General features: G+C 69.4%; 21 protein-coding genes. 9 read left to right on the top strand and 12 right to left on the bottom strand.

Annotated elements, in window-relative coordinates; all coding sequences use genetic code 11:
• The first annotated feature begins 227 nt into the window (after positions 1 to 227).
• From waaC to waaA, 3 genes are all read left to right on the top strand, one after another.
• Positions 228 to 1,223 carry a lipopolysaccharide heptosyltransferase I gene (gene waaC, locus CY652_RS20585; RefSeq protein WP_102132572.1) on the top strand — a complete coding sequence of 332 codons (996 nt, stop codon included), beginning with the start codon at positions 228 to 230 and terminating at the stop codon, positions 1,221 to 1,223.
• 275 nt (positions 1,224 to 1,498) lie between these two features.
• Positions 1,499 to 2,383 carry a Kdo hydroxylase family protein gene (locus CY652_RS20580; RefSeq protein WP_102132571.1) on the top strand — a complete coding sequence of 295 codons (885 nt, stop codon included), beginning with the start codon at positions 1,499 to 1,501 and terminating at the stop codon, positions 2,381 to 2,383.
• A gap of 88 nt (positions 2,384 to 2,471) precedes the next feature.
• Positions 2,472 to 3,827, top strand: a complete 1,356-nt coding sequence (waaA, locus tag CY652_RS20575) for a lipid IV(A) 3-deoxy-D-manno-octulosonic acid transferase (protein WP_102132570.1) — start codon at positions 2,472 to 2,474, stop codon at positions 3,825 to 3,827.
• Between the two features lie 31 nt (positions 3,828 to 3,858).
• Here the strand turns inward: waaA and ureG are convergent, their stop codons facing one another.
• The 10 genes from ureG to CY652_RS20525 all read right to left on the bottom strand — a co-directional run bounded on the left by ureG (position 3,859) and on the right by CY652_RS20525 (position 11,852).
• Positions 3,859 to 4,506 carry an urease accessory protein UreG gene (ureG, locus tag CY652_RS20570; RefSeq protein WP_102132569.1) on the bottom strand — a complete coding sequence of 216 codons (648 nt, stop codon included), beginning with the start codon at positions 4,504 to 4,506 and terminating at the stop codon, positions 3,859 to 3,861.
• A gap of 41 nt (positions 4,507 to 4,547) precedes the next feature.
• Entirely contained in the window at positions 4,548 to 5,237 is a 690-nt protein-coding gene (locus tag CY652_RS20565; RefSeq protein WP_102132568.1) for an urease accessory protein UreF, read from the bottom strand.
• Complete coding sequence (gene ureE / locus CY652_RS20560; protein ID WP_102132567.1) at positions 5,224 to 6,003, bottom strand: urease accessory protein UreE; 780 nt, start codon at positions 6,001 to 6,003, stop codon at positions 5,224 to 5,226. The genes CY652_RS20565 and ureE overlap by 14 nt, the downstream gene beginning before the upstream one ends.
• A 10-nt stretch (positions 6,004 to 6,013) precedes the next feature.
• Positions 6,014 to 7,720, bottom strand: a complete 1,707-nt coding sequence (gene ureC / locus CY652_RS20555; RefSeq protein ID WP_102132566.1) for an urease subunit alpha — start codon at positions 7,718 to 7,720, stop codon at positions 6,014 to 6,016.
• Between the two features lie 45 nt (positions 7,721 to 7,765).
• Positions 7,766 to 8,071 (bottom strand): urease subunit beta, encoded by a 306-nt coding sequence (locus CY652_RS20550; RefSeq protein ID WP_102132565.1) that lies wholly within the window; start codon positions 8,069 to 8,071, stop codon positions 7,766 to 7,768.
• Positions 8,072 to 8,085: 14 nt separating this feature from the next.
• Positions 8,086 to 8,388, bottom strand: coding sequence for an urease subunit gamma (gene ureA / locus CY652_RS20545; RefSeq protein WP_102132564.1), 303 nt, complete (start codon positions 8,386 to 8,388; stop codon positions 8,086 to 8,088).
• A 149-nt stretch (positions 8,389 to 8,537) separates the two neighbouring features.
• Positions 8,538 to 9,488, bottom strand: a complete 951-nt coding sequence (locus CY652_RS20540; RefSeq protein ID WP_102132563.1) for an urease accessory protein UreD — start codon at positions 9,486 to 9,488, stop codon at positions 8,538 to 8,540.
• 162 nt (positions 9,489 to 9,650) lie between these two features.
• On the bottom strand, positions 9,651 to 9,974 hold the full coding sequence (locus CY652_RS20535; RefSeq protein WP_102132562.1) for a rhodanese-like domain-containing protein: 324 nt from the start codon (positions 9,972 to 9,974) through the stop codon (positions 9,651 to 9,653).
• A 43-nt stretch (positions 9,975 to 10,017) separates the two neighbouring features.
• A complete protein-coding gene (locus CY652_RS20530; RefSeq protein WP_102132561.1) occupies positions 10,018 to 10,671 on the bottom strand; it encodes a protein-L-isoaspartate O-methyltransferase family protein in 654 nt (217 codons plus the stop codon).
• Positions 10,672 to 10,910: 239 nt separating this feature from the next.
• Positions 10,911 to 11,852 carry a CysB family HTH-type transcriptional regulator gene (locus CY652_RS20525; RefSeq protein ID WP_102132560.1) on the bottom strand — a complete coding sequence of 314 codons (942 nt, stop codon included), beginning with the start codon at positions 11,850 to 11,852 and terminating at the stop codon, positions 10,911 to 10,913.
• A 226-nt stretch (positions 11,853 to 12,078) separates the two neighbouring features.
• Between CY652_RS20525 and CY652_RS20520 the strand changes: the two genes are divergently transcribed.
• The 6 genes from CY652_RS20520 (at position 12,079) to cobA (ending at position 18,374) form a co-directional block, all read left to right on the top strand.
• Positions 12,079 to 13,758: a nitrite/sulfite reductase gene (locus CY652_RS20520; RefSeq protein WP_102132559.1), complete on the top strand. Its 1,680-nt coding sequence runs from the start codon at positions 12,079 to 12,081 to the stop codon at positions 13,756 to 13,758.
• A gap of 34 nt (positions 13,759 to 13,792) precedes the next feature.
• The gene (locus CY652_RS20515) at positions 13,793 to 14,329 is read left to right on the top strand and encodes a DUF934 domain-containing protein (protein ID WP_102132558.1); all 537 of its coding nucleotides are present in this window, start codon (positions 13,793 to 13,795) and stop codon (positions 14,327 to 14,329) included.
• Positions 14,326 to 15,108 (top strand): phosphoadenylyl-sulfate reductase, encoded by a 783-nt coding sequence (locus tag CY652_RS20510; RefSeq protein ID WP_102132557.1) that lies wholly within the window; start codon positions 14,326 to 14,328, stop codon positions 15,106 to 15,108. Before CY652_RS20515 ends, CY652_RS20510 begins: the two co-directional genes overlap by 4 nt.
• A gap of 60 nt (positions 15,109 to 15,168) precedes the next feature.
• Positions 15,169 to 16,143, top strand: a complete 975-nt coding sequence (gene cysD / locus CY652_RS20505; protein WP_102132556.1) for a sulfate adenylyltransferase subunit CysD — start codon at positions 15,169 to 15,171, stop codon at positions 16,141 to 16,143.
• Positions 16,144 to 16,165: 22 nt separating this feature from the next.
• Positions 16,166 to 17,524: a sulfate adenylyltransferase subunit 1 gene (locus CY652_RS20500; RefSeq protein WP_102132555.1), complete on the top strand. Its 1,359-nt coding sequence runs from the start codon at positions 16,166 to 16,168 to the stop codon at positions 17,522 to 17,524.
• 79 nt (positions 17,525 to 17,603) lie between these two features.
• Positions 17,604 to 18,374, top strand: coding sequence for a uroporphyrinogen-III C-methyltransferase (cobA, locus tag CY652_RS20495; RefSeq protein WP_180970702.1), 771 nt, complete (start codon positions 17,604 to 17,606; stop codon positions 18,372 to 18,374).
• Positions 18,375 to 18,491: 117 nt separating this feature from the next.
• On the opposite strand, the gene CY652_RS20490 is transcribed toward cobA, so the two are convergent.
• Both CY652_RS20490 and lptG read right to left on the bottom strand, forming a co-directional pair.
• Positions 18,492 to 18,890, bottom strand: coding sequence for a sirohydrochlorin chelatase (locus CY652_RS20490; RefSeq protein ID WP_102132554.1), 399 nt, complete (start codon positions 18,888 to 18,890; stop codon positions 18,492 to 18,494).
• Positions 18,891 to 18,994: 104 nt separating this feature from the next.
• A complete protein-coding gene (gene lptG / locus CY652_RS20485) occupies positions 18,995 to 20,143 on the bottom strand; it encodes an LPS export ABC transporter permease LptG (protein WP_102132553.1) in 1,149 nt (382 codons plus the stop codon).

The following is a 20,143-nucleotide window of genomic DNA, read 5'->3' as shown; positions in this document are numbered from 1 at the left end:
CCCCGGAAGGCGGCCGGCGTCTTTCCGGCGCCGGGTTCGCGCAAAGCGCGATCGGGCTGCCGTTTCCGCATTCGCCGGCGCCGATGTGCGCAACGATTCGCGCAATGATTGGCGCGCCCGGCGAATGTTCGTGTTTCCCCTGCCGGCGCGCTAGAATTGCGGACCTTTGTCCATCCGGGACGGTTCGCGCAGCCTGTCTGCCTCTTGCCGGCCCACCCCGTAGAAGCGTGCAAAAGATCCTGATCGTCCGCGTGTCGTCGCTGGGCGACGTCGTCCACAACATGCCGGCGATCGCCGACATTCTGCGTCGTTACCCCGACGCGCAGATCGACTGGCTGGTCGAAGAAAGCTTCCGCGAGCTCGTCGAGCTCGTGCGCGGCGTGCGCCGCGCGATTCCGTTTTCGCTGCGCCGCTGGCGCAAGCGGCTTCTCTCGCCCGCCAACTGGCGCGAGATCGGCGCGTTCAGGCGCGCGCTCGCGGCGGAGAAATACGATCTCGTGATCGACTGCCAGGGGCTCATCAAGACCGCCTGGGTGGCGAGCTGGGCGCGCGGTCCGCTCGTCGGCCTCGGCAATCGCACCGAGGGGGCCGGCTACGAATGGCCGGTGCGGTTCTTCTACGACCGCCGCGTGCCCATCGAGCCGCGCACGCACGTCGTCGAGCGCACGCGCCAACTGGTGGCCGCGGCGCTCGGCAACCCGGCGCCGCAACCCGCCGATCCCGTCGAATTCGGCCTCGACACGGGCCGCGCCGCGATGGCGCTGGCCGGCGCGGGGCTGAACCTGCCGGTGCCGTACGTCGTGTTCGTGCACGCGACCTCGCGCGCGGACAAGGAGTGGCCGGCCGCGCACTGGATCGAGCTGGGCCAGGCGCTTGTGCGGCGCGGGGCGTCGCTCGTGCTGCCTTGGGGCAACGCGGCCGAGCGCGCGACGAGCGAGCGGCTCGCGCGCGAGTTCGGCGCCGCCGCGATCGTGCCGCCGAAGCTGTCGCTGCCGGCCGTCGTCGGCCTCGTCGACGGCGCGGCGGCGACGGTGGGCGTCGATACCGGGCTCGTGCACATCGCGGCGGCGCTGAAGCGGCCGACCGTCGAGCTGTACAATTTCGCGACCGCGTGGCGTACCGGCGGCTACTGGTCGCCGAACGTCGTCAATCTCGGCACGGCGGGCAGGCCGCCCGCGCTCGCCGACGTGAGGCGCGCGCTGGCGGAATTCGGGCTGCTGTAGACGGCCCGGCCGTGCCGGGGTGACGCCCGGCAAGAACGACACGCAAGAAGACGAAGCGGGACGGAGCCGGTTGCGCCGCCCGCTTCGGGCCAGGGACGTATTGCGGCCCGTCAAGGTGGCGCGGGGGGCCGGCCGGTATAACGAAGCGGCGCGCGCAGGCGCGCAAAGGGGCCAGCCGGGCGATCCGCGCAAGGCGCCGCGGCGCGGGAGCCGCGCGGCGCCTCCCCGGCGACGCAACAGGCATGACCTTGCTCCACCGCTTCAAGAGGGCGACCATGAACGAATCCCAGATCATCGAAATCGCGAGCGCCAACTGGCGCGGACAAAACCTGTCGATGCCGCGCGAGGCGCTGCTGGCCGGCGTCGAACAGGGCAAGGTGCTGTATTTCCCGAACCTCGGTTTCGCGTTCGACGCGAACGAGCGCGCGCTGCTCGATCCGGCCATCGCCGATCCGAAGCGCAAGAACATCAGCCTCGATCCGGACGGCCGCACGCTGCACGGCGTGCTCGGCGACGGCGCGCGTCAGGACGCGGTGCGCGGACTGATCGCGCGTTACCAGGCCAATGCGCGCGCGCTTGTCGACGGCCTTTTTCCCGAGTACGACGGCAAGCTGCGCGTCGCGCCCACGAGCCTGCGCCTGCACCAGGTCGAAACGCGCCAGACGTCGTGGCGCAAGGACGACAGCCGTCTGCACGTCGACGCGTTCCCGTCGCGGCCCAATTACGGCGAGCGCATCCTGCGCGTGTTCACGAACGCCAACCCGAACGGCGCGCCGCGCGTCTGGCGCGTGGGCGAGCCTTTCGAGGACATGGCCAGACGCTTCCTGCCGAACATCAAGCCCCAGATGCCGGGCTCGGCCCGGCTCCAGCATCTGCTGCACATCACCAAGACGCCGCGCAGCGAATACGATCACCTGATGCTGAACCTGCACGACGCCATGAAGGCCGACCTCGACTATCAGAAGACGAGCCCGCAGGTCACGATGCCGTTTCCGCCCGGCAGCGTCTGGGTGTGCTTCTCGGACCAGGCATCGCACGCGGTGATGTCCGGCCAGTTCATGCTCGAGCAGACCTTCTTCCTGCCCGTGCGGGCGATGGCGCGCCCGGAATGGGCTCCGCTCGGCATTCTCGAACGCCTGAAGGGCAAGGAGCTCGTTTGAGCGCGGCGGCGTACCCGGCGACGCGGCGCACGGCGGCGGCCTTTCCTGCATCCGGACCGCTGTCGGGACCGATGCTGCCAGGCCGCCGATGCTGAGGGCCGTCTATCGCGCCGTCTGGTGGCTCGTCGCGCCGCTGGCCGTCCTGCGTCTGTTCATCCGGTCGCGCCGCGAGCGCGGCTATCGCGAGCACATCGGCGAGCGCTTCGGTCACGCGGCGGGCCGCCTGCCCGAGGACGACGCGCCGCTCGTCTGGGTGCACGCCGTGTCGGTCGGCGAGACGCGCGCCGCGCAGCCGCTCGTCGAGGCGCTGCTGGCCGCGCGTCCCGACATCCGCATCCTCCTGACCCACATGACGCCGGGCGGCCGCGCGACGGGCGAGCGCCTGTTCGGCGCGCGCGTCGCGCGCTGCTATCTGCCCTACGACGCGCCGCGCTTCGTGCGGCGCTTTCTGCGCACGTGGCGGCCGAGTCTCGGGCTCGTGATGGAGACCGAGGTGTGGCCGACGCTGATCGACGAATGCCGGCGCGCCGATGTGCCGCTCGTGCTGACCAATGCGCGCATGTCGGCGCGTTCGTACCGGCGCGCGGCGAGATTCGGCCGCGCGACGCGCGAGGTGTTCGGCGGCTTCGCGCGCGTGCTGGCGCAGAGCCCGGCCGACGCCGAGCGGCTGCGCGCGCTCGGCGCGCGCAATCCGGCCGTGCTCGGCAACCTGAAGTTCGACATGACGAGCCCGCCCGAGCTCGTCGCGCGCGGCCACGCGTGGCGCCGCGCCGTCGGCGCGCGGCCCGTCTGGGTCGCCGCGAGCACGCGCGAGGGCGAGGAGGAGCACGTGCTGCAGGCGCTGGCGGTGCTCGGCGTCGAGGGCGCGCTGCTGATCCTCGTGCCGCGCCATCCGCAGCGTTTCGACGAGGTGGCGGCGCTCGCGGCCCGCAAGGGCCTGCGCGTGGCGCGTCGCTCGGAATGGGCACCGGGCGCGCCGGCCGCCGCGGCCGGACATACCGATATCCGCGCGTTGCCGGCCGACGTCGACGTGCTGCTCGGCGACTCGATGGGCGAAATGGGCGCGTACTATGCGGCGGCCGATCTGGCTTTCATCGGCGGCAGTCTGCTGCCGTTCGGCGGGCAAAACCTCATCGAGGCCTGCGCGGTCGGCGTGCCCGTGCTGATCGGCCCGCACGTGTTCAACTTCTCGCAGGCCACGGCCGACGCCGTCGCGGCGGGCGCGGTCCAGCAGGTGAAGGACGCGCAGGATCTCGCGGACGTGCTGCGCGAGCTGTTCGCGGACCGGTCGCGCCGCGTCGCGATGGGCGCGGCGGCGGCGGCTTTCGCGGCGCGCCATCGCGGCGCGACCGCGCGCACCGTGGACGTGCTGACGACGCTGCTGCCCGAGCCGCGGCCGGCGGCGCACCGGCCCGGCGATCCGGCGCTGCGCGTGAACGAATAGACCGTAGACGCGCGGGCGTGCCGGGGCGCCTTCACCCGGCCAGCAGCCCCTTCTTCTCGATGAACGCGACGACCTGGGCGAGCCCGTCGAGCGCCTTCAGGTTGCACATCACGAACGGCCGCTCGCCGCGCATTTTCTTCGTGTCCGAGGCCATCACCTCGAGGTTCGCGCCGACCATCGGCGCGAGGTCCGTCTTGTTGACGACGAGCAGGTCCGACTTCGTGATGCCGGGGCCGCCCTTGCGCGGAATTTTCTCGCCGCCGGCCACGTCGATCACGTAGATCGTCAGGTCCGAGAGCTCGGGGCTGAACGTCGCCGCGAGATTGTCGCCGCCCGACTCGATGAACACGATGTCGGCTTGCGGAAAGCGCGTGAGCATCTGGTCCACGGCCTCGAGATTGATCGACGCGTCCTCGCGGATGGCCGTGTGCGGGCAGCCGCCCGTCTCGACGCCCATGATGCGCTCGGCGGGCAATGCGCCCGCGACGGTCAGGAGGCGCTGGTCTTCCTTCGTGTAGATGTCGTTGGTGATGGCGACGAGGTCGTAGCGCTCGCGCATCGCCTTGCACAGCATTTCGAGCAGCGTGGTCTTGCCGGAGCCGACCGGGCCGCCGATGCCGACGCGCAGCGGAGGCAGTTTTTTCGTGCGTCTTGCCGGATGGGGAGAAGTCGCGTTCATGATCGGAGGGATGGGCTTTCTGGGTTCGGGGAAGCGGTGGTCTACGACCGGAAGAGCCGCGAATACTGCGATTCGTGGCGCGCCGACAGGATGCCGAGCTGCGGCGCGAACGTGTTGACGGCCTCGGGCGGCGTGGCGAGCGCGCGCTCGACGGCGGCCTCGACGGCGGGGCGCAGCGCGACGAGTATGCGCTGGCCTGCCAGTTGCCCGAGCGGCACAGTCTTGAGCGCGGCGGCCACCTGGTTCTCGATCCAGCTAAACGCGTAGGCGGCGAGCGCGGCGTCGGCCGGCACGTCGTGCGCGAACGCGGCCAGCGCGAACGCGGTCGGTTGCGCGACGCTCGCGAGCCCGTCGAGCGTCGCGCGCCGGGCGGCGTCGCCCCATTCGAGCTGCAGGCAGAGTTGCCGCAGCGACCAGCCCATTTGCGCCGTTTCGCGGCGCAACTCGGCCGATTCGCGGCTCGCGAGGAATTCGTCGTTCGCCTCGGCCAGCATGGCCGCGTCGTGCGTATCGTGCGTGCGCCAGCGTTCGATCTGATGCGCGAGAAACGGCAGCTCGCCCGCGGCCAGCACGTCTCCAAGACCATGCTCGATCCAGCGTCGGGCGCTGTCGGCGTCGCCGACGAGCTGCGCGTCGATGGCCGCCTCGAGTCCCTGCGAATAGCTGAACGCGCCGATCGGCAGCGCCGGCGACGCGAGATGCAGCAGCGCCGTGAGCTCAGCGATGCGCATGGCCGTGATGGTGGTGCGGATCGGCGCAGGGCGCGCCGTCGTCGTGCGTGTGGTCGTGGCCGTGGTCGTGACCGCAGCCCGGGCCGTGGACGTGCGCTTCTCCGGCGGCATGGCCGTGGTCATGGCTGTGGTCGTGACCGCAGTCCGGACCATGCACGTGGGCCTCGCCTGCATGGGCATGGCTTGCGTCGTGCTGGTGGTGCCCGTGCCCGTGGTGGGCGTGCCCATGATCGTGATCGTGCGCATGCCCGTGATGCTCGTCGAACACCTTCTGCGCGAGCGCGTAGTCCTCGTCGAACGACGCGTCGTGGCCATGCCGGTGGCCGCCGCCGTACGCGCCCGCCTCGGGCTGGAACGGCAGCGTCGCCGTCTCGACGCGCGCGCCGAGCCGGCGCAGCATATCTTCGAGCACGGGATCGGCCTCGAGCTTCAGATAATCGGCGCCGACCTCGACGGGCGTGTGCCGGTTGCCGAGGTGATAGGCGGCGCGCGTGAGCGTCGGCGCGTCGTCGGCTTCTACGCGCAGCACCGTCTCCGGCGCCGCGACGACGCGCACGAGGCCGCCGTCGTCGGCGACGAGCATGTCGCCGTCGCGCAGCACGGTGCCGCGCGGCAGCACGAGCGCGACTTCCTCGCCGGAGTCGAGCGCGGCGGACAGGCGGCTTTTGCAGCGCGATTCGTAGGCGAGCGTGAGCGTGGGCGCGCGCCGCACGAGCACGGCCGCGAGTTTGACGTGGGCGTCGAGGCGTTTGTCGAGTGTGCGCATATCGGAGTCTTCAGAACAGAAAGTAACGTTGGGCCATCGGCAGCACGGCGGCCGGTTCGCAGGTCAGCAACTGGCCGTCCGCGATCACCTGGTAGGTCTCGGGGTCGACGCTGATTTTCGGCTGCCACGCGTTGTGGATCATGTCGGCCTTCGTCACGTTGCGGCAGTTGCGCACCGCGACGACGCGTTTCTCCAGCCCGTAGCGCGCCGCGACGCCGGCCGCCTCGGCCATCTGCGAGACGAACGTGAGCGAGGTGCACGCGAGCGCCTGGCCGCGCGTCGCGAACATCTCGCGATAGTGGACCGGCTGCGGCGTCGGGATCGACGCGTTCGGGTCGCCCATCTGCGCGAGCGCGATCATGCCGCCCTTGAGCACGAGCGAGGGCTTGACGCCGAAGAACGCCGGCTCCCAGAACACGAGGTCGGCCCACTTGCCCGGCTCGATCGAGCCGACCTCGTGCGCGATGCCGTGCGTGATGGCCGGGTTGATCGTGTACTTCGCGACGTAGCGCTTCACGCGGAAGTTGTCGTTGCGCACGGAGTCTTCGCCGAGCGCGCCGCGCTGCACCTTCATCTTGTGCGCGGTTTGCCAGGTGCGGATGACGACCTCGCCCACGCGCCCCATCGCCTGCGAGTCCGAGGACAGCATCGACAGCGCGCCGAGATCATGCAGGATGTCCTCGGCCGCGATCGTCTCGCGGCGGATGCGCGATTCGGCGAACGCGATGTCCTCGGCGATCGACGGGTCGAGGTGATGGCAGACCATCAGCATGTCGAGGTGCTCGTCGAGCGTGTTGACCGTGTAGGGCCGCGTCGGATTCGTCGACGACGGCAGCACGTTCGATTCGCCGCAGACCTTGATGATGTCGGGTGCGTGGCCGCCGCCCGCGCCCTCGGTGTGGTACGTGTGGATCGTGCGGCCCTTGAAGGCGGCTACCGTCGCCTCGACGAAGCCCGCCTCGTTGAGCGTGTCGGTGTGGATCGCGACCTGGGTGTCGGTGTCGTCGGCCACGGAGAGGCAATTGTCGATCGCGGCCGGCGTCGTGCCCCAGTCCTCGTGCAGCTTCAGGCCGATGGCGCCGGCGGCGATCTGCTCGGTCGCGGGCTGCGGCAGGCTCACGTTGCCCTTGCCGAGAAAGCCGAGGTTCATCGGCCAGCCGTCGGCGGCCTGCAGCATCCGTTCGAGGTGCCACGGGCCCGGCGTGCAGGTGGTCGCGTTCGTGCCGGTGGCCGGGCCGGTGCCGCCGCCGAGCATCGTCGTCACGCCCGAGGCAAGCGCCTCGTCGATCTGCTGCGGGCTGATGAAGTGGATGTGCGTGTCGACGCCGCCGGCCGTCACGATGAGCCCCTCTCCCGCGATCACCTCGGTCGCGGCGCCGATGGGGATCGTCACGCCCGGCTGCACGTCGGGGTTGCCGGCCTTGCCGATCTTCCAGACGCGGCCGTCCTTGATGCCGATGTCGGCCTTGACGATGCCCCAGTGATCGACGATCACGGCGTTCGTGACGACCGTGTCGGCGACCTGCGCGGCGGGAAGCTGCGACTGGCCCATGCCGTCGCGGATCACCTTGCCGCCGCCGAACTTCACCTCGTCGCCGTAGACGGTGTGGTCGCGCTCGATCTCGATCACGAGCTCGGTGTCGGCGAGGCGCACGCGGTCGCCGGTGGTGGGGCCGAACATCTCCGCGTATGCGCGGCGGCCAATGCGTAGTGTCATGATGAAGGTCCGAAGCGGATGGCGGATAGCGGTGGCGCGGGCGCCTTACAGCGGCCCCATCACCTTGCCGTTGAAGCCGTAGACGACGCGGTGGCCGGCAAGCGCGACGAGCTCGACCGTGCGTGCCTGGCCGGGCTCGAAGCGCACCGCCGTGCCGGCCGCGATGTTCAGGCGGAAGCCGCGCGCGGCCTCGCGGTCGAACGCGAGCGCCGGGTTCGCTTCGTAAAAGTGAAAGTGCGAGCCGACCTGCACGGGCCGGTCGCCGGTGTTGGACACCGTGACGGTGAGCGTCGTGCGGCCCGCGTTGAGTTCGAGCTCGCCGTCGTCGATCAGCAGTTCGCCGGGAATCATGTGCAGCGCCTCGCTCAGGGAATCGGGTGATGGACGGTGACGAGCTTCGTGCCGTCGGGAAACGTCGCCTCGACCTGGATGTCGGGGATCATGTCGGGCACGCCCTCCATCACGTCGTCGCGCGTGAGCAGCGTCGTGCCGTAGTGCATGACCTCGGCGACGGTCTTGCCGTCGCGCGCGGCTTCCATCAGCGCGGCCGTGATGAACGCGACGGCCTCCGGATAGTTGAGCTTGAGGCCGCGCGCGCGGCGCCTTTCGGCGAGCAGCGCGGCGGTGAAGATCAGGAGCTTGTCTTTCTCGCGGGGCGTGAGCTTCATCGGTTCAGGGTCGATTCGGGGTCGGTCGGGGCGCCTGGCGGGTACGGGCGGGATGCGTCGGCGGCGCCACGGACATCATAGCGGCTGATTTCATGGGCGTCGACGCGCTCAAAATGCGTTGCCGGGTCGGCTTGGGCGTCGCGCGCGGGTCAGGTCGTCCACAGCCGCAGCGGCGTGGCCTCGACACCGTGCACGAGCGGGCGCAGGCGGGTCCAGCAGCGCGCGAGCGTCTGCTGCAGCGGCTCCATCGAGCGCGCCAGCACGCGCACGAGCAGCAGGCCGGGACAGACGCAGGTCGCGGCGGCGCGCAGCGCGTCGTCGAACGGCAGGTGTTCGGCGAGCGCCTGCGCGAGCGCATCGTCGCAGACCGGGCCGGCCGCCCAGAGCACGCCGAACGCCGGATAGCCGGAGAGCCCCTGCGGAGCGTCGCGCAGCGTATCGGCGGCGTCGAGCCGCGCGCGTTCGAACCAGAGCAGCGGCGTCGCGGAAGGGAGGGCCGAAGGCGAAGCCGTGGCGCGCGCGAGCCGCGTCGTGGCACGCAGCGTGCCGGCCGACCAGCGCTCGCCGGCCGCCTGACGGCCGAGCTGGGTGGCGTCCCAGCCGATCGCCGTCGCGCCTTCGGCCAGCGTCAGCGAGAAGTCGAGTTCGGCGTGGGCATGGTCGAAAACCAGGTTGTTCTGCGGTAGCCAGTCGAGCTTCGCGCCCGCGCCGATGCGCAGGTCGATCCGCTGGCGCGCCGCGCGGCCGTTCGACTTGTACCACTTCGTCGCGCCCGGCGTGGTCAGCACGGCGTGCGCGCCGTCGGCCACGTTCACGTCGATTTCGAGCCGGTCGCCGCCCGCGATGCCGGCCGGCGGATGCACGATCACCGCGTGGCAGATCGCGTCGCCCTCGGGGTAGAGCGGCCGCTGTACGCGCAGCGGGCCCAGATGCCGCCGGTGCGCGAGCGTCGTGCGCGCGCCGCCCGGCTGGCCTCCTTGGGCGGCGTCGCGACGCTCGAAACCGAGTTCGAGCCGCGCGAGCCATTCGCGATGCGCGGCGGACGGATCGGACGCATCGGCCGGCGTGACGAGGGCGGCGGGATGTTCGTTGAGCGACATGCGGGCGTGGCGTGCGGCGCGTTGGGTATGGGCGGGGGGCGGCGGTTGCCGGCGGCGGCGACCGCCGCCCTTGTCGTCGACAACCGCCGCATGGATTTCCACGACGCCCGGGGGCGCCCGCGCGCCGCTCCGGACGAAGAAGCGCGCGCCGACGGGCCCGGATCAGTAAGTCGGCACGTCCGGATCGACCTGGCGCGACCACGCGTCGATGCCGCCGTACAGATTGAAGACTTGAGCGAAGCCGCGCGACTCGAGGAACATCGCGACCTGGGCGCTGCGCGCGCCGTGGTGACAGATGCAGACGATCTGCGCCTCGTCGTCGAGTTCCTCGCTGCGCGCCGGGATGTCGCGCATCGGAATCGAGACGCTGCCGGCGAGCTTCGCCGTTTCGATTTCCCAGGGCTCGCGCACGTCGAGCAGCACGGGCGCCTTGCGCGACGAGTCGGCGAGCCATTCGGCGAGGGCGGGGGCGGTCAGGTTCTGCATCGTGGTCGGTAGTGGCGTAGGGTCGGGGCGGAAAAGCGTACGCTCAGAACTTGAAGCTCGACGGGTGCACGGCGTTCTGCAGCGCTTCGGTCCAGGTTTCGAAAATGCCGGCGATGCGGTACTGCCGCTCGTCGATGCGCGTGATGATCTGGGCTTCCATCACGGGCGCGGTGCCGACGAAGGCGGCGAGGCGACCGCCTACCTTGAGCTGTTCGAGCAGTTCCTGCGGCACGACGGGCAGGCCGCCCGAGACGCAGATCACGTCGTACGGCTGCGCGGCCTTCCAGCCGCGCGCGCCGTCGCCGAGCGCGACTTCCGCGTTCAGCACGCCGTTCTTCGCGAGGTTCGCGCGCGCGAACGCGGCCAGCTCGGTGTCGATCTCCACGGTCAGCACCTGCTGTGCCCGGTGCGCGAGCAGCGCCGCCATGTAGCCCGAGCCCGCGCCGACTTCGAGCACGCTTTCGTGTTTCTTGACCGCCAGCTCCTGCAGCACGCGCGCCTCGACGCGCGGCGTCAGCATGTGCTGGCCGCCCGGCAACGGAATTTCGAGGTCGGAGAACGCGAGGTTCGCGTAGACGGCGGGGACGAATTGCTCACGCTTGACGATCGACAGCAGGTTCAGCACGTCCTGGTCGAGCACCTCCCAGGTACGGATTTGCTGTTCGATCATGTTGAAGCGTGCTTTTTCGATGTTCATGATGGTTCGGCGTGGTGGGTTCGAATCCGTTCGGGTGCGGCGTCTTCCCGGCGCGGCGCGGGTCCGGCGGCCCGGCCGCGGCGCCTCGGGCGCCGGCGCGGAACCGCACGATAACCCGTGTGCAAAAAGGTGCCAGGGCAACCCGGCGATTGTAGCAAAGCGGGGCGCCGCGCCGCGCCGGCGCCGGCAATGGAGCCAGCGCAGGGGCCAGCAACCGGGCCGGCCCGGTGCCCGCCGCCTCAAAGCTCGTAGCTTTCGTGCTCGCCCTTGAGCGCCTGCTCGATGAGCCGCCGGTTCAGGCTCGGCGAAAGCAGTTCGACGAGCGTGTAGATGTAGCTGCGCAGGTACGCGCCCTGCTTGAGCGCCAGACGCGTGACGTTGCTGCCGAACAGATGGCCGACGGGCAGGGCGCGCAGGTGGCGGTCGCGCTCGGCGTTGAACGCGATGTCCGCCATCAGGCCGACGCCCATGCCGAGCTCGACATAGGTCTTGATGACGTCCGCGTCGATGGCTTCCAGCACGATGTCAGGCGAGAGGCCGCGCAGGTTGAACGCCTGGTTGATCTTCGAGCGGCCCGCGAACGCGTTGTCGTAGGTGATGAGCGGGTACTGGGCCAGGTCGTCGAGCGAGAGCGGCTTGCGTTCGAGCAGCGGGTGGTCGGGCGGCATGACGGCCACGTGGTGCCACTGGAAGCACGGCAGCGACACGAGTTCCTTATAGTTCGAGATGGCCTCGGTCGCGATGGCGAGGTCGGCTTGGTCGTGGATGACCATCTCGGCCACCTGGGTCGGGCTGCCCTGCAGGATCGACAGATGCACCTTCGGGAAGCGCCGCTTGAACTCGGCGATCGCGCCCGGCAGCGAGTAGCGCGCCTGGGTGTGGGTGGCGGCGATGGTCAGATTGCCCTGGTCCTGGGCCGCGTAGTCCTTGCCGACGCGCTTTAAGCTCTCGACCTCCTGCAGGATTCGCTCGACCGATGCGAGAATGATCCTTCCGGGCTCCGTCAGCGAGCGTACGCGCTTGCCGTGACGGGTGAAGATTTCGACGCCCAGTTCGTCCTCGAGCTCGATGATGGCCTTCGAAACGCCCGGCTGGCTTGTGAACAGCGCCTTGGCCGCCTCGGTGAGGTTGAAATTCTGTCGGACGGCCTCGCGCACGAACCGGAATTGGTGCAGGTTCATATATAACACCTTGGCATATAAACAGAATTTTTTAGTCGTTTGAAATATAAAGGGAGTTTATTACGATTTCCCCAAATTTTCCAATATGGATATCTGTTTTCGTCATTAGCAAATGACGGACGGGCTTTGCCCGCCGTCGGCCGCGACGAAACGGAGCCGGGCGCGGCACAACCGGAGAGCCGCGTCGAGTTCGAATGCAACACAAGCGCAACCCTGGGGTCCCCGAATGTACCAATACGATCAGTACGACCAGACCATCGTTGACGAGCGCGTCGCGCAGTATCGCGACCAGGTTCGCCGCCGGCTGTCGGGCGAATTGAGCGAGGAAGAATTTCGTCCGCTGCGCCTGCAGAACGGCCTGTACATGCAGCGCCACGCCTACATGCACCGCATCGCCGTTCCGTACGGCAACCTGCGCAGCGACCAGATGCGCATGCTGGCGCGCATCGCGCGCGAGCACGACCGCGGCTACGGCCACTTCTCGACGCGCTCGAACATCCAGTTCAACTGGATCGAGCTCGAGGAGACGCCCGACCTGCTCGCGAAGCTCGCCTCGGTACAGATGCACGGCATCCAGACCTCGGGCAACTGCATCCGCAACATCACGGCCGACCAGTTCGCGGGCGTCGCGCCCGACGAGACGGTCGATCCGCGCCCGTGGGCCGAGATCCTGCGCCAGTGGTCGACGTTCCACCCCGAATTCGCGTGGCTGCCGCGCAAGTTCAAGATCGCCGTGTCCGGCGCGAAGGAAGACCGCGCGGCCGTGCAGATTCACGACCTCGGCGTCTATCTGGACCGCGACGCGGCCGGCGAGGTCGTCGTCACGATCATGGCGGGCGGCGGGCTCGGCCGCACGCCGGTCATCGGCTCGATCATCCGGCGCGACCTGCCCTGGCGGCATCTGCTCACCTATTGCGAGGCCGTGCTGCGCGTCTACAACCGCTACGGCCGCCGCGACAACCTCTACAAGGCGCGCATCAAGATTCTCGTGAAGGCGCTTTCGCCCGAGAAGTTCGCGCAGCAGGTCGAGGAAGAATGGCAGCACCTGAAGGACGGCCCGTCGACGCTGACGGAAGCCGAAGTGGCGCGCGTGGCGCAGTATTTCGCGCCGCCCGCCTACGAGAAGCTGGCCGACACCGACGCGACCTACGAGAAGTACCTGCTCGAAAACCGGGCGTTTTCGCGCTGGATCGAGCGCAACGTGCGTCCGCACCGCGTGCCGGGCTACGCTTCGGTGACGCTCTCGCTCAAGCCCGCGGGCGTGGCGCCCGGCGACGCGACCGACGCGCAGATGGACGCGGTCGCCGATTGGGCCGACCGCTATTCGTTCGGCCAGATCCGCGTTTCGCACGAGCAGAACCTGATTCTCGCCGACGTGAAGAAGCGCGACCTGTTTGCGCTCTGGGAGGCGGCGAAGGCGCAGGGCTTCGCGACGGCGAACATCGGCCTCCTGACCGACATCATCGCGTGCCCGGGCGGCGACTTCTGCTCGCTCGCCAACGCGAAGTCGATTCCGATCGCGCTCGCGATCGAGGAGCGTTTCGGCGACCTCGATTACGTCCACGACCTCGGCGACGTGTCGCTCAACATCTCGGGCTGCATGAACTCGTGCGGCCACCATCACGTCGGTAACATCGGCGTGCTCGGCGTCGACAAGGACGGCGCCGAGTGGTACCAGGTGTCGCTCGGCGGCGAGCAGGGCACGGGCGCGAACGGCGCGCGGCTCGGCCGCGTGATCGGCCCGTCGTTCTCGGCCGGCGAAATGCCGGACGTGGTGCAGAAGGTCATCGACACGTTCGTCGAGCACCGGCTCGAGGGCGAGCGCTTCATCGACACCTACGACCGCATCGGCATCGCGCCGTTCAAGGAGCGCGTGTACGCCTCGCGCCAGCCGGCCCACGCCTAAGAGACGGCATCGACAAAGGATTTCAGGTTAGCTTATGAGCACTTCGATTATCAGGAACCGCGCCGTCGTCGAGGACGACTGGAACGTGGTGCGCGCCGCCGAAGACGGCACGCTGCCGGCCGCGGACGCGCTGCCCGCGGGCAAGGTGCTGGTGCCGCTCGCGCTGTGGCAGACGGCGAAGGACGCGCTGCGCGCCTCGCGCGGGCGCGACGCGCTCGGCGTCTGGCTCGCGCCCGACAGCGAGCCGGCCGATCTGGCCGGCGACTTCGACGCGATCGCGCTGATCGGCGTTGATTTCCCGGTGTTTCGCGACGGCCGCGGCTATTCGATCGCGCGTCTGCTGCGCGAGCGCTACGGCTACAAGGGCGAGTTGCGCGCGATCGGCGACGTGCTGCGCGACCAGTTGCGCTACCTGGAGCGCTGCGGGTTCGACGCGTTCGCGGTGCGCGCCGACAAGGACATCCACGACGCGCTGAAGGCGTTCGGCGAGTTCACGGTCCAGTATCAGGGCGCGGTCGACGAGCCGTCGCCGCTGTTCCGTCGCCGCGAGGCGCAGCGGGCCGCGGCATGAGCCCGTCCGCCACGCCCGCGGGCGATGCCGGCTTGCCGGCGGGCCTTGCCGCGAAGATCGGCCGGCTCGAGGCGCTGCTCGATTCGATCGCCGCGCGCCATGCGCGCGTGAAGCTCGCGAGCAGCCTCGCGGCCGAGGACATGCTGCTCACGCACGCGATCCTCGCGCGCGGCGTGAAGATCGGCATCTTCTCGTTGAACACGGGGCGGCTGCACGCGGAAACGCTCGGCATGATCGAACGCGTGCGCGAGCGCTACGGCTACGAGATCGAGCAGTTCCATCCGCGCGAGGACGCCGTGGACGAATACGTGGCGGCGCACGGGCTCAACGCGTTTTACGAGAGCGTCGAGCTGCGCAAGCGTTGCTGCGAGATCCGCAAGGTCGAGCCGCTGAACCGCGCGCTCGCGGGCGTCGGCGCCTGGGTGACGGGCCAGCGCCGCGAGCAGTCGGTCACGCGTACCGAACTGCACGAGGAAGAGCACGACGCCGGGCGCAACATCGCGAAGTTCAACCCGCTCGCGGACTGGACCGAGGCCGAGGTCTGGGCCTATCTGCGTGCGTTCGACGTGAGCGTGAATCCGCTGCACGCGCGCGGCTATCCGAGCATCGGCTGCGAGCCTTGCACGCGCGCGGTGCGCCCCGGCGAGGACAGCCGGGCCGGGCGCTGGTGGTGGGAGTCGCGCGACACGAAGGAATGCGGATTGCACCTGACGGGCGTTTCCGCGATTCCCGTGGTCGACGCCTCGCGGCAGGCGCCGACGGCGACCGGCCAGAATTAGTTTCGACGCAAGAGCATCGCGCAGCCAAAGGGCCGCGCAACCCAACGAAGGATTTTGAATATGAGCACGACGCTCGATTCCGCTGTTTCCCCTGCGTCTTCGGCGAGGCCCGCTGCGGCGGCGAACCGGATGGACCATCTCGACTGGCTCGAAGCCGAATCGATCCACATTCTGCGCGAGCTGGTGGCCGAGTGCAGCAAGCCCGCGCTGCTGTTCTCGGGCGGCAAGGACTCGGTGGTCGTGCTGCACCTCGCGCTGAAGGCGTTCGGCCTCGGCGCGAATCGCAGGACCTCGTTGCCGTTCCCGCTCGTGCACATCGACACGGGCCACAATTACGAGGAAGTGATCGACTTTCGCGACCGCCGCGCGGCCGAAATCGGCGCGCAGCTCGTGGTCGGCCACGTCGAGGATTCGATCAGGCGCGGCACCGTGCGCCTGCGCCGTGAGACCGATTCGCGCAATGCCGCCCAGGCCGTGACGCTGCTCGAGACGATCGATGCGCACGGCTTCACGGCGATGATCGGCGGCGCGCGCCGCGACGAAGAGAAGGCGCGCGCGAAGGAGCGCATCTTCTCGTTCCGCGACGAGTTCGGCCAGTGGGACCCGAAGGCCCAGCGCCCCGAGCTCTGGAGCCTCTACAACACGCGGCTGCACAACGGCGAGCACCTGCGCGTGTTCCCGATCTCGAACTGGACCGAACTCGACGTGTGGCAGTACATCGGACGCGAAGGCCTCGAACTGCCGTCGATCTACTACGCGCACCGCCGCGAGATCGTGCGCCGCAGCGGGCTGCTCGTGCCCGTCACGCCGCTCACGCCGATGCGCGAGGGCGAGGCGAGCGAGTCGGCGCTCGTGCGGTTTCGCACGGTCGGCGACATTAGCTGCACGTGCCCGGTCGAGAGCGACGCGGACAACGTCGAGAAGATCATCGCCGAGACGGCCGTGACCGAAATCACGGAGCGCGGCGCGACGCGGATGGACGACCAGACCTCCGAAGCCGCGATGGAACAGCGCAAGAAGCAGGGTTATTTCTGAAGGCCTACGCGGGACGATTCACATGAGTACGACGCATCAACCTGAAAACCTCGATTTCGACCTTGCCGCCCTCCAGGGAGACTCGCGCAGCGGCGTGCTGCGCTTCATCACGGCCGGCAGCGTCGACGACGGCAAGAGCACGCTGATCGGCCGCCTGCTCTACGACAGCAAGGCCGTGCTGTCCGACCAGCTTTCGGCGCTCTCGCGCGCGAAGAACAAGCGCACGGTCGGCGACGAGATCGACCTGTCGCTCCTGACCGACGGCCTCGAAGCCGAGCGCGAGCAGGGCATCACGATCGACGTCGCCTACCGCTACTTCGCCACGGCGCGGCGCAAGTTCATCATCGCCGACACGCCGGGCCACGAGCAGTACACGCGCAACATGGTGACGGGCGCCTCGACCGCGCACGCGGCGATCGTCCTGATCGACGCCACGCGCGTGACGCAGGGCGCGGACGGGGCGGCGCAGTTGCTGCCGCAGACCAAGCGCCACAGCGCCATCGTCAAGCTGCTCGGCCTGCAGCACGTGATCGTCGCGATCAACAAGATGGACCTGGTGGACTACGGCGAGGCGCGCTTCAACGAGATCCGCGACGCCTACCTCGCGCTCGCGCGGCAACTGGGTCTCGCCGACGTGCGCTTCGTGCCCGTCTCGGCGCTGCGCGGCGACAACATCGTCGCCGCGAGCGAGCGCATGCCCTGGTATGCGGGCGAACCGCTTCTCGATGTGCTCGAGGCCCTGCCGGTCGGGCAGGCGGCGAGCGCCGCGCTGCGCTTTCCGGTGCAGTGGGTGGCGCGCCAGGACGGCGCGAGCGCCGACGACTTCCGCGGCTACATGGGCCGCGTCGAGGCCGGCGAGGTGAAGGTCGGCGACGAGATCGCCGTGCTGCCGGCCGGCCGCAGCGCGACCGTGGCGGAGATCGTCGCGCCGGTGCCGGGCGGCACCGCGCAGGTGGAGCGCGCGTACGCGGGGCAGACCGTCACGATCCGCCTCGCGCAGGACGTGGACGTTTCGCGCGGCGACACCTTCGTGCCGGCCGGCGACGCGGTGCAGCCCGCGAAGAAGCTCGAGGCCGACCTCTGCTGGTTCGACGAGGAGCCGCTCTCGATGCAGCGCAAGTACCTGCTCAAGCAGACCACGAGCACGGTGTTCGCGCGCGTCGGCGCGGTCCGCCAGGTGCTCGACGTGCATACGCTCTCGCACGCGACGGACCGGCAGGCGCTGGCGATGAACGATATCGGCCGCGTCGCGCTGACGCTGCAGAAGCCCGTGGTTTGCGACGTGTATGATGCTCAACCCGGCACCGGCGCGTTCGTGCTCATCGACGAGGCGACGCATCACACGGTAGCGGCCGGCATGATTCGAGAGTTTTCGGCCTGAGCGAGGGCCGACGATGCGTGCCTTTCCCGCACGGCGGCGGAGCGGAACGCGACAGGCAGCAACAGGAGAGTTGGGACAAATGGGCAAGGTGTATCTGATCGGCGCGGGACCCGGCGCCGCGGATCTGATTACGGTGCGCGGCGCGCGGCTGCTCGGCATGGCCGACGTCGTGCTGCACGACGCGCTCGTCGAGGAGGCGATGCTCGAGTACGCGCCGAACGCGCGCCGTATCGCCGTCGGCAAGCGCTGCGGACAGCGCTCGACCGCGCAGCATTTCATCAACAAGCAGCTCGTCGATGCCGCGCGCGAGCACGCCGTGGTCGTGCGGCTGAAGGGCGGCGACCCGATGCTGTTCGGCCGGGCCGACGAGGAAATGCGCGCGCTCGAGGCGGCGGGGATCGAGTACGAGGTCGTGCCGGGCATCACGGCCGCGCTGGCCAGCGCGGCGACGCTGCGCCGCTCGCTGACGCTGCGCGGCGTCGCGCGCAGCGTCGCGCTTGCCACGCACAGCCGGGCCGAGGGGAGCGACGCGATTCGCGAACAGGTGAATGCCGATTCGCTCGTGTTTTACATGGGGCGCGACAGCGCGCCCGAGATCGCGCGTCAGTTGATCGACGCGGGCCGGCCCGGCGAGACGCCGGTGGCCGTCGTCGAGGCGTGCAGCACGCCGCGCGAGCGTACGCTGACGCTGACGCTCGCGCAGCTCGCGGCGGGCGAGGCCCAGGCGTGGCTCGACGCGACGCAGCCGAGCCTCCTGATGATCGGCGATGCGTTCGCCGAGCGGGTCGTCGGCGCAGCCGAAACGGCCGAAGCGGCTGCGCCTCGCGGCGGGGTAAGAGCGGCGGCCTGAAAGTCCGCGGTCCCGCTTTTTCTGCGGCCGGGTGCGGCGTTTATCCGGCCCTGGCCGCCTTCCCCGGCTTTCTTCCCAGTCTCTTTCCAGCGGAACCGATCGTGTGAGCCCCCGGGCTCAGGAATCGGCGCGTCCTGCCGTGGCCGAGAGGCAATAGCGGACCACCGCATCCAGCACCGCATCGTCCTCGCCGACGGCGCCCGCGCAGCGTATCCGTACGTCCGGGTGCGCCTGCCGGCAGCGCTCGACGAGCAGCGGCAAATCCCGGCGGACGTGGCCGCCCTCGCCGAAGAAAACCGGCACCACCGTGATCGTGCTGCATCCCGAGGCGGCCTGCGCCGCGATGGCCGCCGGCAGGTCCGGCGTCATGAGTTCGAGGAAGGCGAGTCCGACCGGACCCGCGTCGCCCGTCTCGCGGCGCGCCGCGGCGAGCTTCGCGGCGAGCCGCCCGAACGGCTCGGCCCAGCGCGGATCGCGCGCGCCGTGGCCGAAGAGGATCATGCCGTGTGCACCCATCGTCGACTGCTCCGTGCCGCTGTGTGCAGCTTCGTGCGATTGATCGTGCCGCCGCGCCGGCTGGCGGGGAGCGCGGCCGGCCCGGGGAGGCCGTCAGACGCCGCTCAATGCCGGTCGACCCATTTCAGGCCGACGAGCCCCAGCACGAGATAGATCAGGCCAGGCGTGGCCGCGGTGAGCGGCGCGGGCCACGTGTTCAGTGTACCGATGTGCGAGAACAGCGTGTTGATGAGCTGGAAGCTCATGCCGAGCATGATGCCGCCGAACACCTTCACGCCGACGACGCCGGCGCGCGTGTGCAGGTACGCGAACGGCAGCGACAGCACGAGCATCACGAACACCGCGAACGGGTAGAGCAGCTTGCGCCAGAGCGCGATTTCGTAGCTGTGCGTGTCCTGGTGGTTCTCGGTCAGGTGCTGGATGTAGCGCATGAGGTTGAAGATCGACATCTGGTCCGGCGAGACCAGCAGCACCGAGAGGATTTGCGGCGTGAGCTCCGAGCGCAGCGAGTATTCGGGCAGCGTGACCTGCTGTGCGCGGTAGACCGGATTCAGCGCGTCGACGGGCTGACCCTGCGGCGGCGGCACGCCGATGAGCTGGGTGTCGGTCACGTTCTTGAGCAGCCAGTGTCCCGGCGGCTGATAGGTGCCGCTTTGCGCGATGCGCACGTTCGTCAGGCGGAAGAGCGAGTCGAACTCGTAGATGCGCACGTCGCTGATGGTCGCGTCGGGCAGCAGCTTGCCGACGTTCACGAAGCGCGTCACCTGCTCGCCGTCCTCGCGCTCGGTGAGCGTGTCCTTCACCCAGACGCCCGACTGGAAGTTGGTCGACACGGCCGAGCCGAGCGCCTCGAGCCGCACGCGCTCGGAGAGCTGGTCGGTGTAGGGGCCGATCACCTCGCCGATCACGTAGGTGACGAGCACGAGCGGAATGCCGATCTTCAGCAGCGAGCGCAGCGCCTGCCCCGTGGCGAGGCCCGAGACGCGAAAGATCGTGTACTCGGAGTTGGCCGCCATCTGCGCGAACACGTAGATCGCGCTGATGAGCGCCGCGACCGGGATGATTTCGTAGAAGCGCGAGGGCGTCTGCAGCGCGACGCGCAGCACCGCGTAGGCGAACTTGTAATTGCCGTGGCCGACCGAGTTCAGCTCGTTGATAAGGTCGAAGAAGAAGAACAGGCCCGAGAACGCGAACAGGATGAAGACGAAGGTCAGGTAGACCTGGCGCGCGAAATAGCGTTCGTAGATGCGCAT

Source organism: Burkholderia sp. WAC0059 (assembly GCF_002870125.1).
Lineage (GTDB): Bacteria > Pseudomonadota > Gammaproteobacteria > Burkholderiales > Burkholderiaceae > Paraburkholderia.
The sequence above is the reverse complement of the archived record's forward strand: the minus strand, read 5'-3'. Positions and strand labels throughout refer to the sequence as shown.

Coding starts and splice junctions, on each gene's coding strand:
- CY652_RS20550 (WP_102132565.1), bottom strand. CDS start 8,071: ATGATTCCCGGCGAACTGCTGATCGACGACGGCGAGCTCGAACTCAAC.
- CY652_RS20490 (WP_102132554.1), bottom strand. CDS start 18,890: ATGGGTGCACACGGCATGATCCTCTTCGGCCACGGCGCGCGCGATCCG.
- CY652_RS20500 (WP_102132555.1), top strand. CDS start 16,166: ATGAGTACGACGCATCAACCTGAAAACCTCGATTTCGACCTTGCCGCC.
- CY652_RS20565 (WP_102132568.1), bottom strand. CDS start 5,237: ATGCGCATCGCTGAGCTCACGGCGCTGCTGCATCTCGCGTCGCCGGCG.
- ureE (WP_102132567.1), bottom strand. CDS start 6,003: ATGCGCACACTCGACAAACGCCTCGACGCCCACGTCAAACTCGCGGCC.
- ureC (WP_102132566.1), bottom strand. CDS start 7,720: ATGACACTACGCATTGGCCGCCGCGCATACGCGGAGATGTTCGGCCCC.
- CY652_RS20535 (WP_102132562.1), bottom strand. CDS start 9,974: ATGCAGAACCTGACCGCCCCCGCCCTCGCCGAATGGCTCGCCGACTCG.
- CY652_RS20540 (WP_102132563.1), bottom strand. CDS start 9,488: ATGTCGCTCAACGAACATCCCGCCGCCCTCGTCACGCCGGCCGATGCG.
- CY652_RS20530 (WP_102132561.1), bottom strand. CDS start 10,671: ATGAACATCGAAAAAGCACGCTTCAACATGATCGAACAGCAAATCCGT.
- ureA (WP_102132564.1), bottom strand. CDS start 8,388: ATGAAGCTCACGCCCCGCGAGAAAGACAAGCTCCTGATCTTCACCGCC.
- CY652_RS20525 (WP_102132560.1), bottom strand. CDS start 11,852: ATGAACCTGCACCAATTCCGGTTCGTGCGCGAGGCCGTCCGACAGAAT.
- CY652_RS20520 (WP_102132559.1), top strand. CDS start 12,079: ATGTACCAATACGATCAGTACGACCAGACCATCGTTGACGAGCGCGTC.
- ureG (WP_102132569.1), bottom strand. CDS start 4,506: ATGAACGCGACTTCTCCCCATCCGGCAAGACGCACGAAAAAACTGCCT.
- cysD (WP_102132556.1), top strand. CDS start 15,169: ATGAGCACGACGCTCGATTCCGCTGTTTCCCCTGCGTCTTCGGCGAGG.
- CY652_RS20515 (WP_102132558.1), top strand. CDS start 13,793: ATGAGCACTTCGATTATCAGGAACCGCGCCGTCGTCGAGGACGACTGG.
- cobA (WP_180970702.1), top strand. CDS start 17,604: ATGGGCAAGGTGTATCTGATCGGCGCGGGACCCGGCGCCGCGGATCTG.
- CY652_RS20510 (WP_102132557.1), top strand. CDS start 14,326: ATGAGCCCGTCCGCCACGCCCGCGGGCGATGCCGGCTTGCCGGCGGGC.
- waaA (WP_102132570.1), top strand. CDS start 2,472: ATGCTGAGGGCCGTCTATCGCGCCGTCTGGTGGCTCGTCGCGCCGCTG.
- lptG (WP_102132553.1), bottom strand. CDS start 20,143: ATGCGCATCTACGAACGCTATTTCGCGCGCCAGGTCTACCTGACCTTC.
- CY652_RS20580 (WP_102132571.1), top strand. CDS start 1,499: ATGAACGAATCCCAGATCATCGAAATCGCGAGCGCCAACTGGCGCGGA.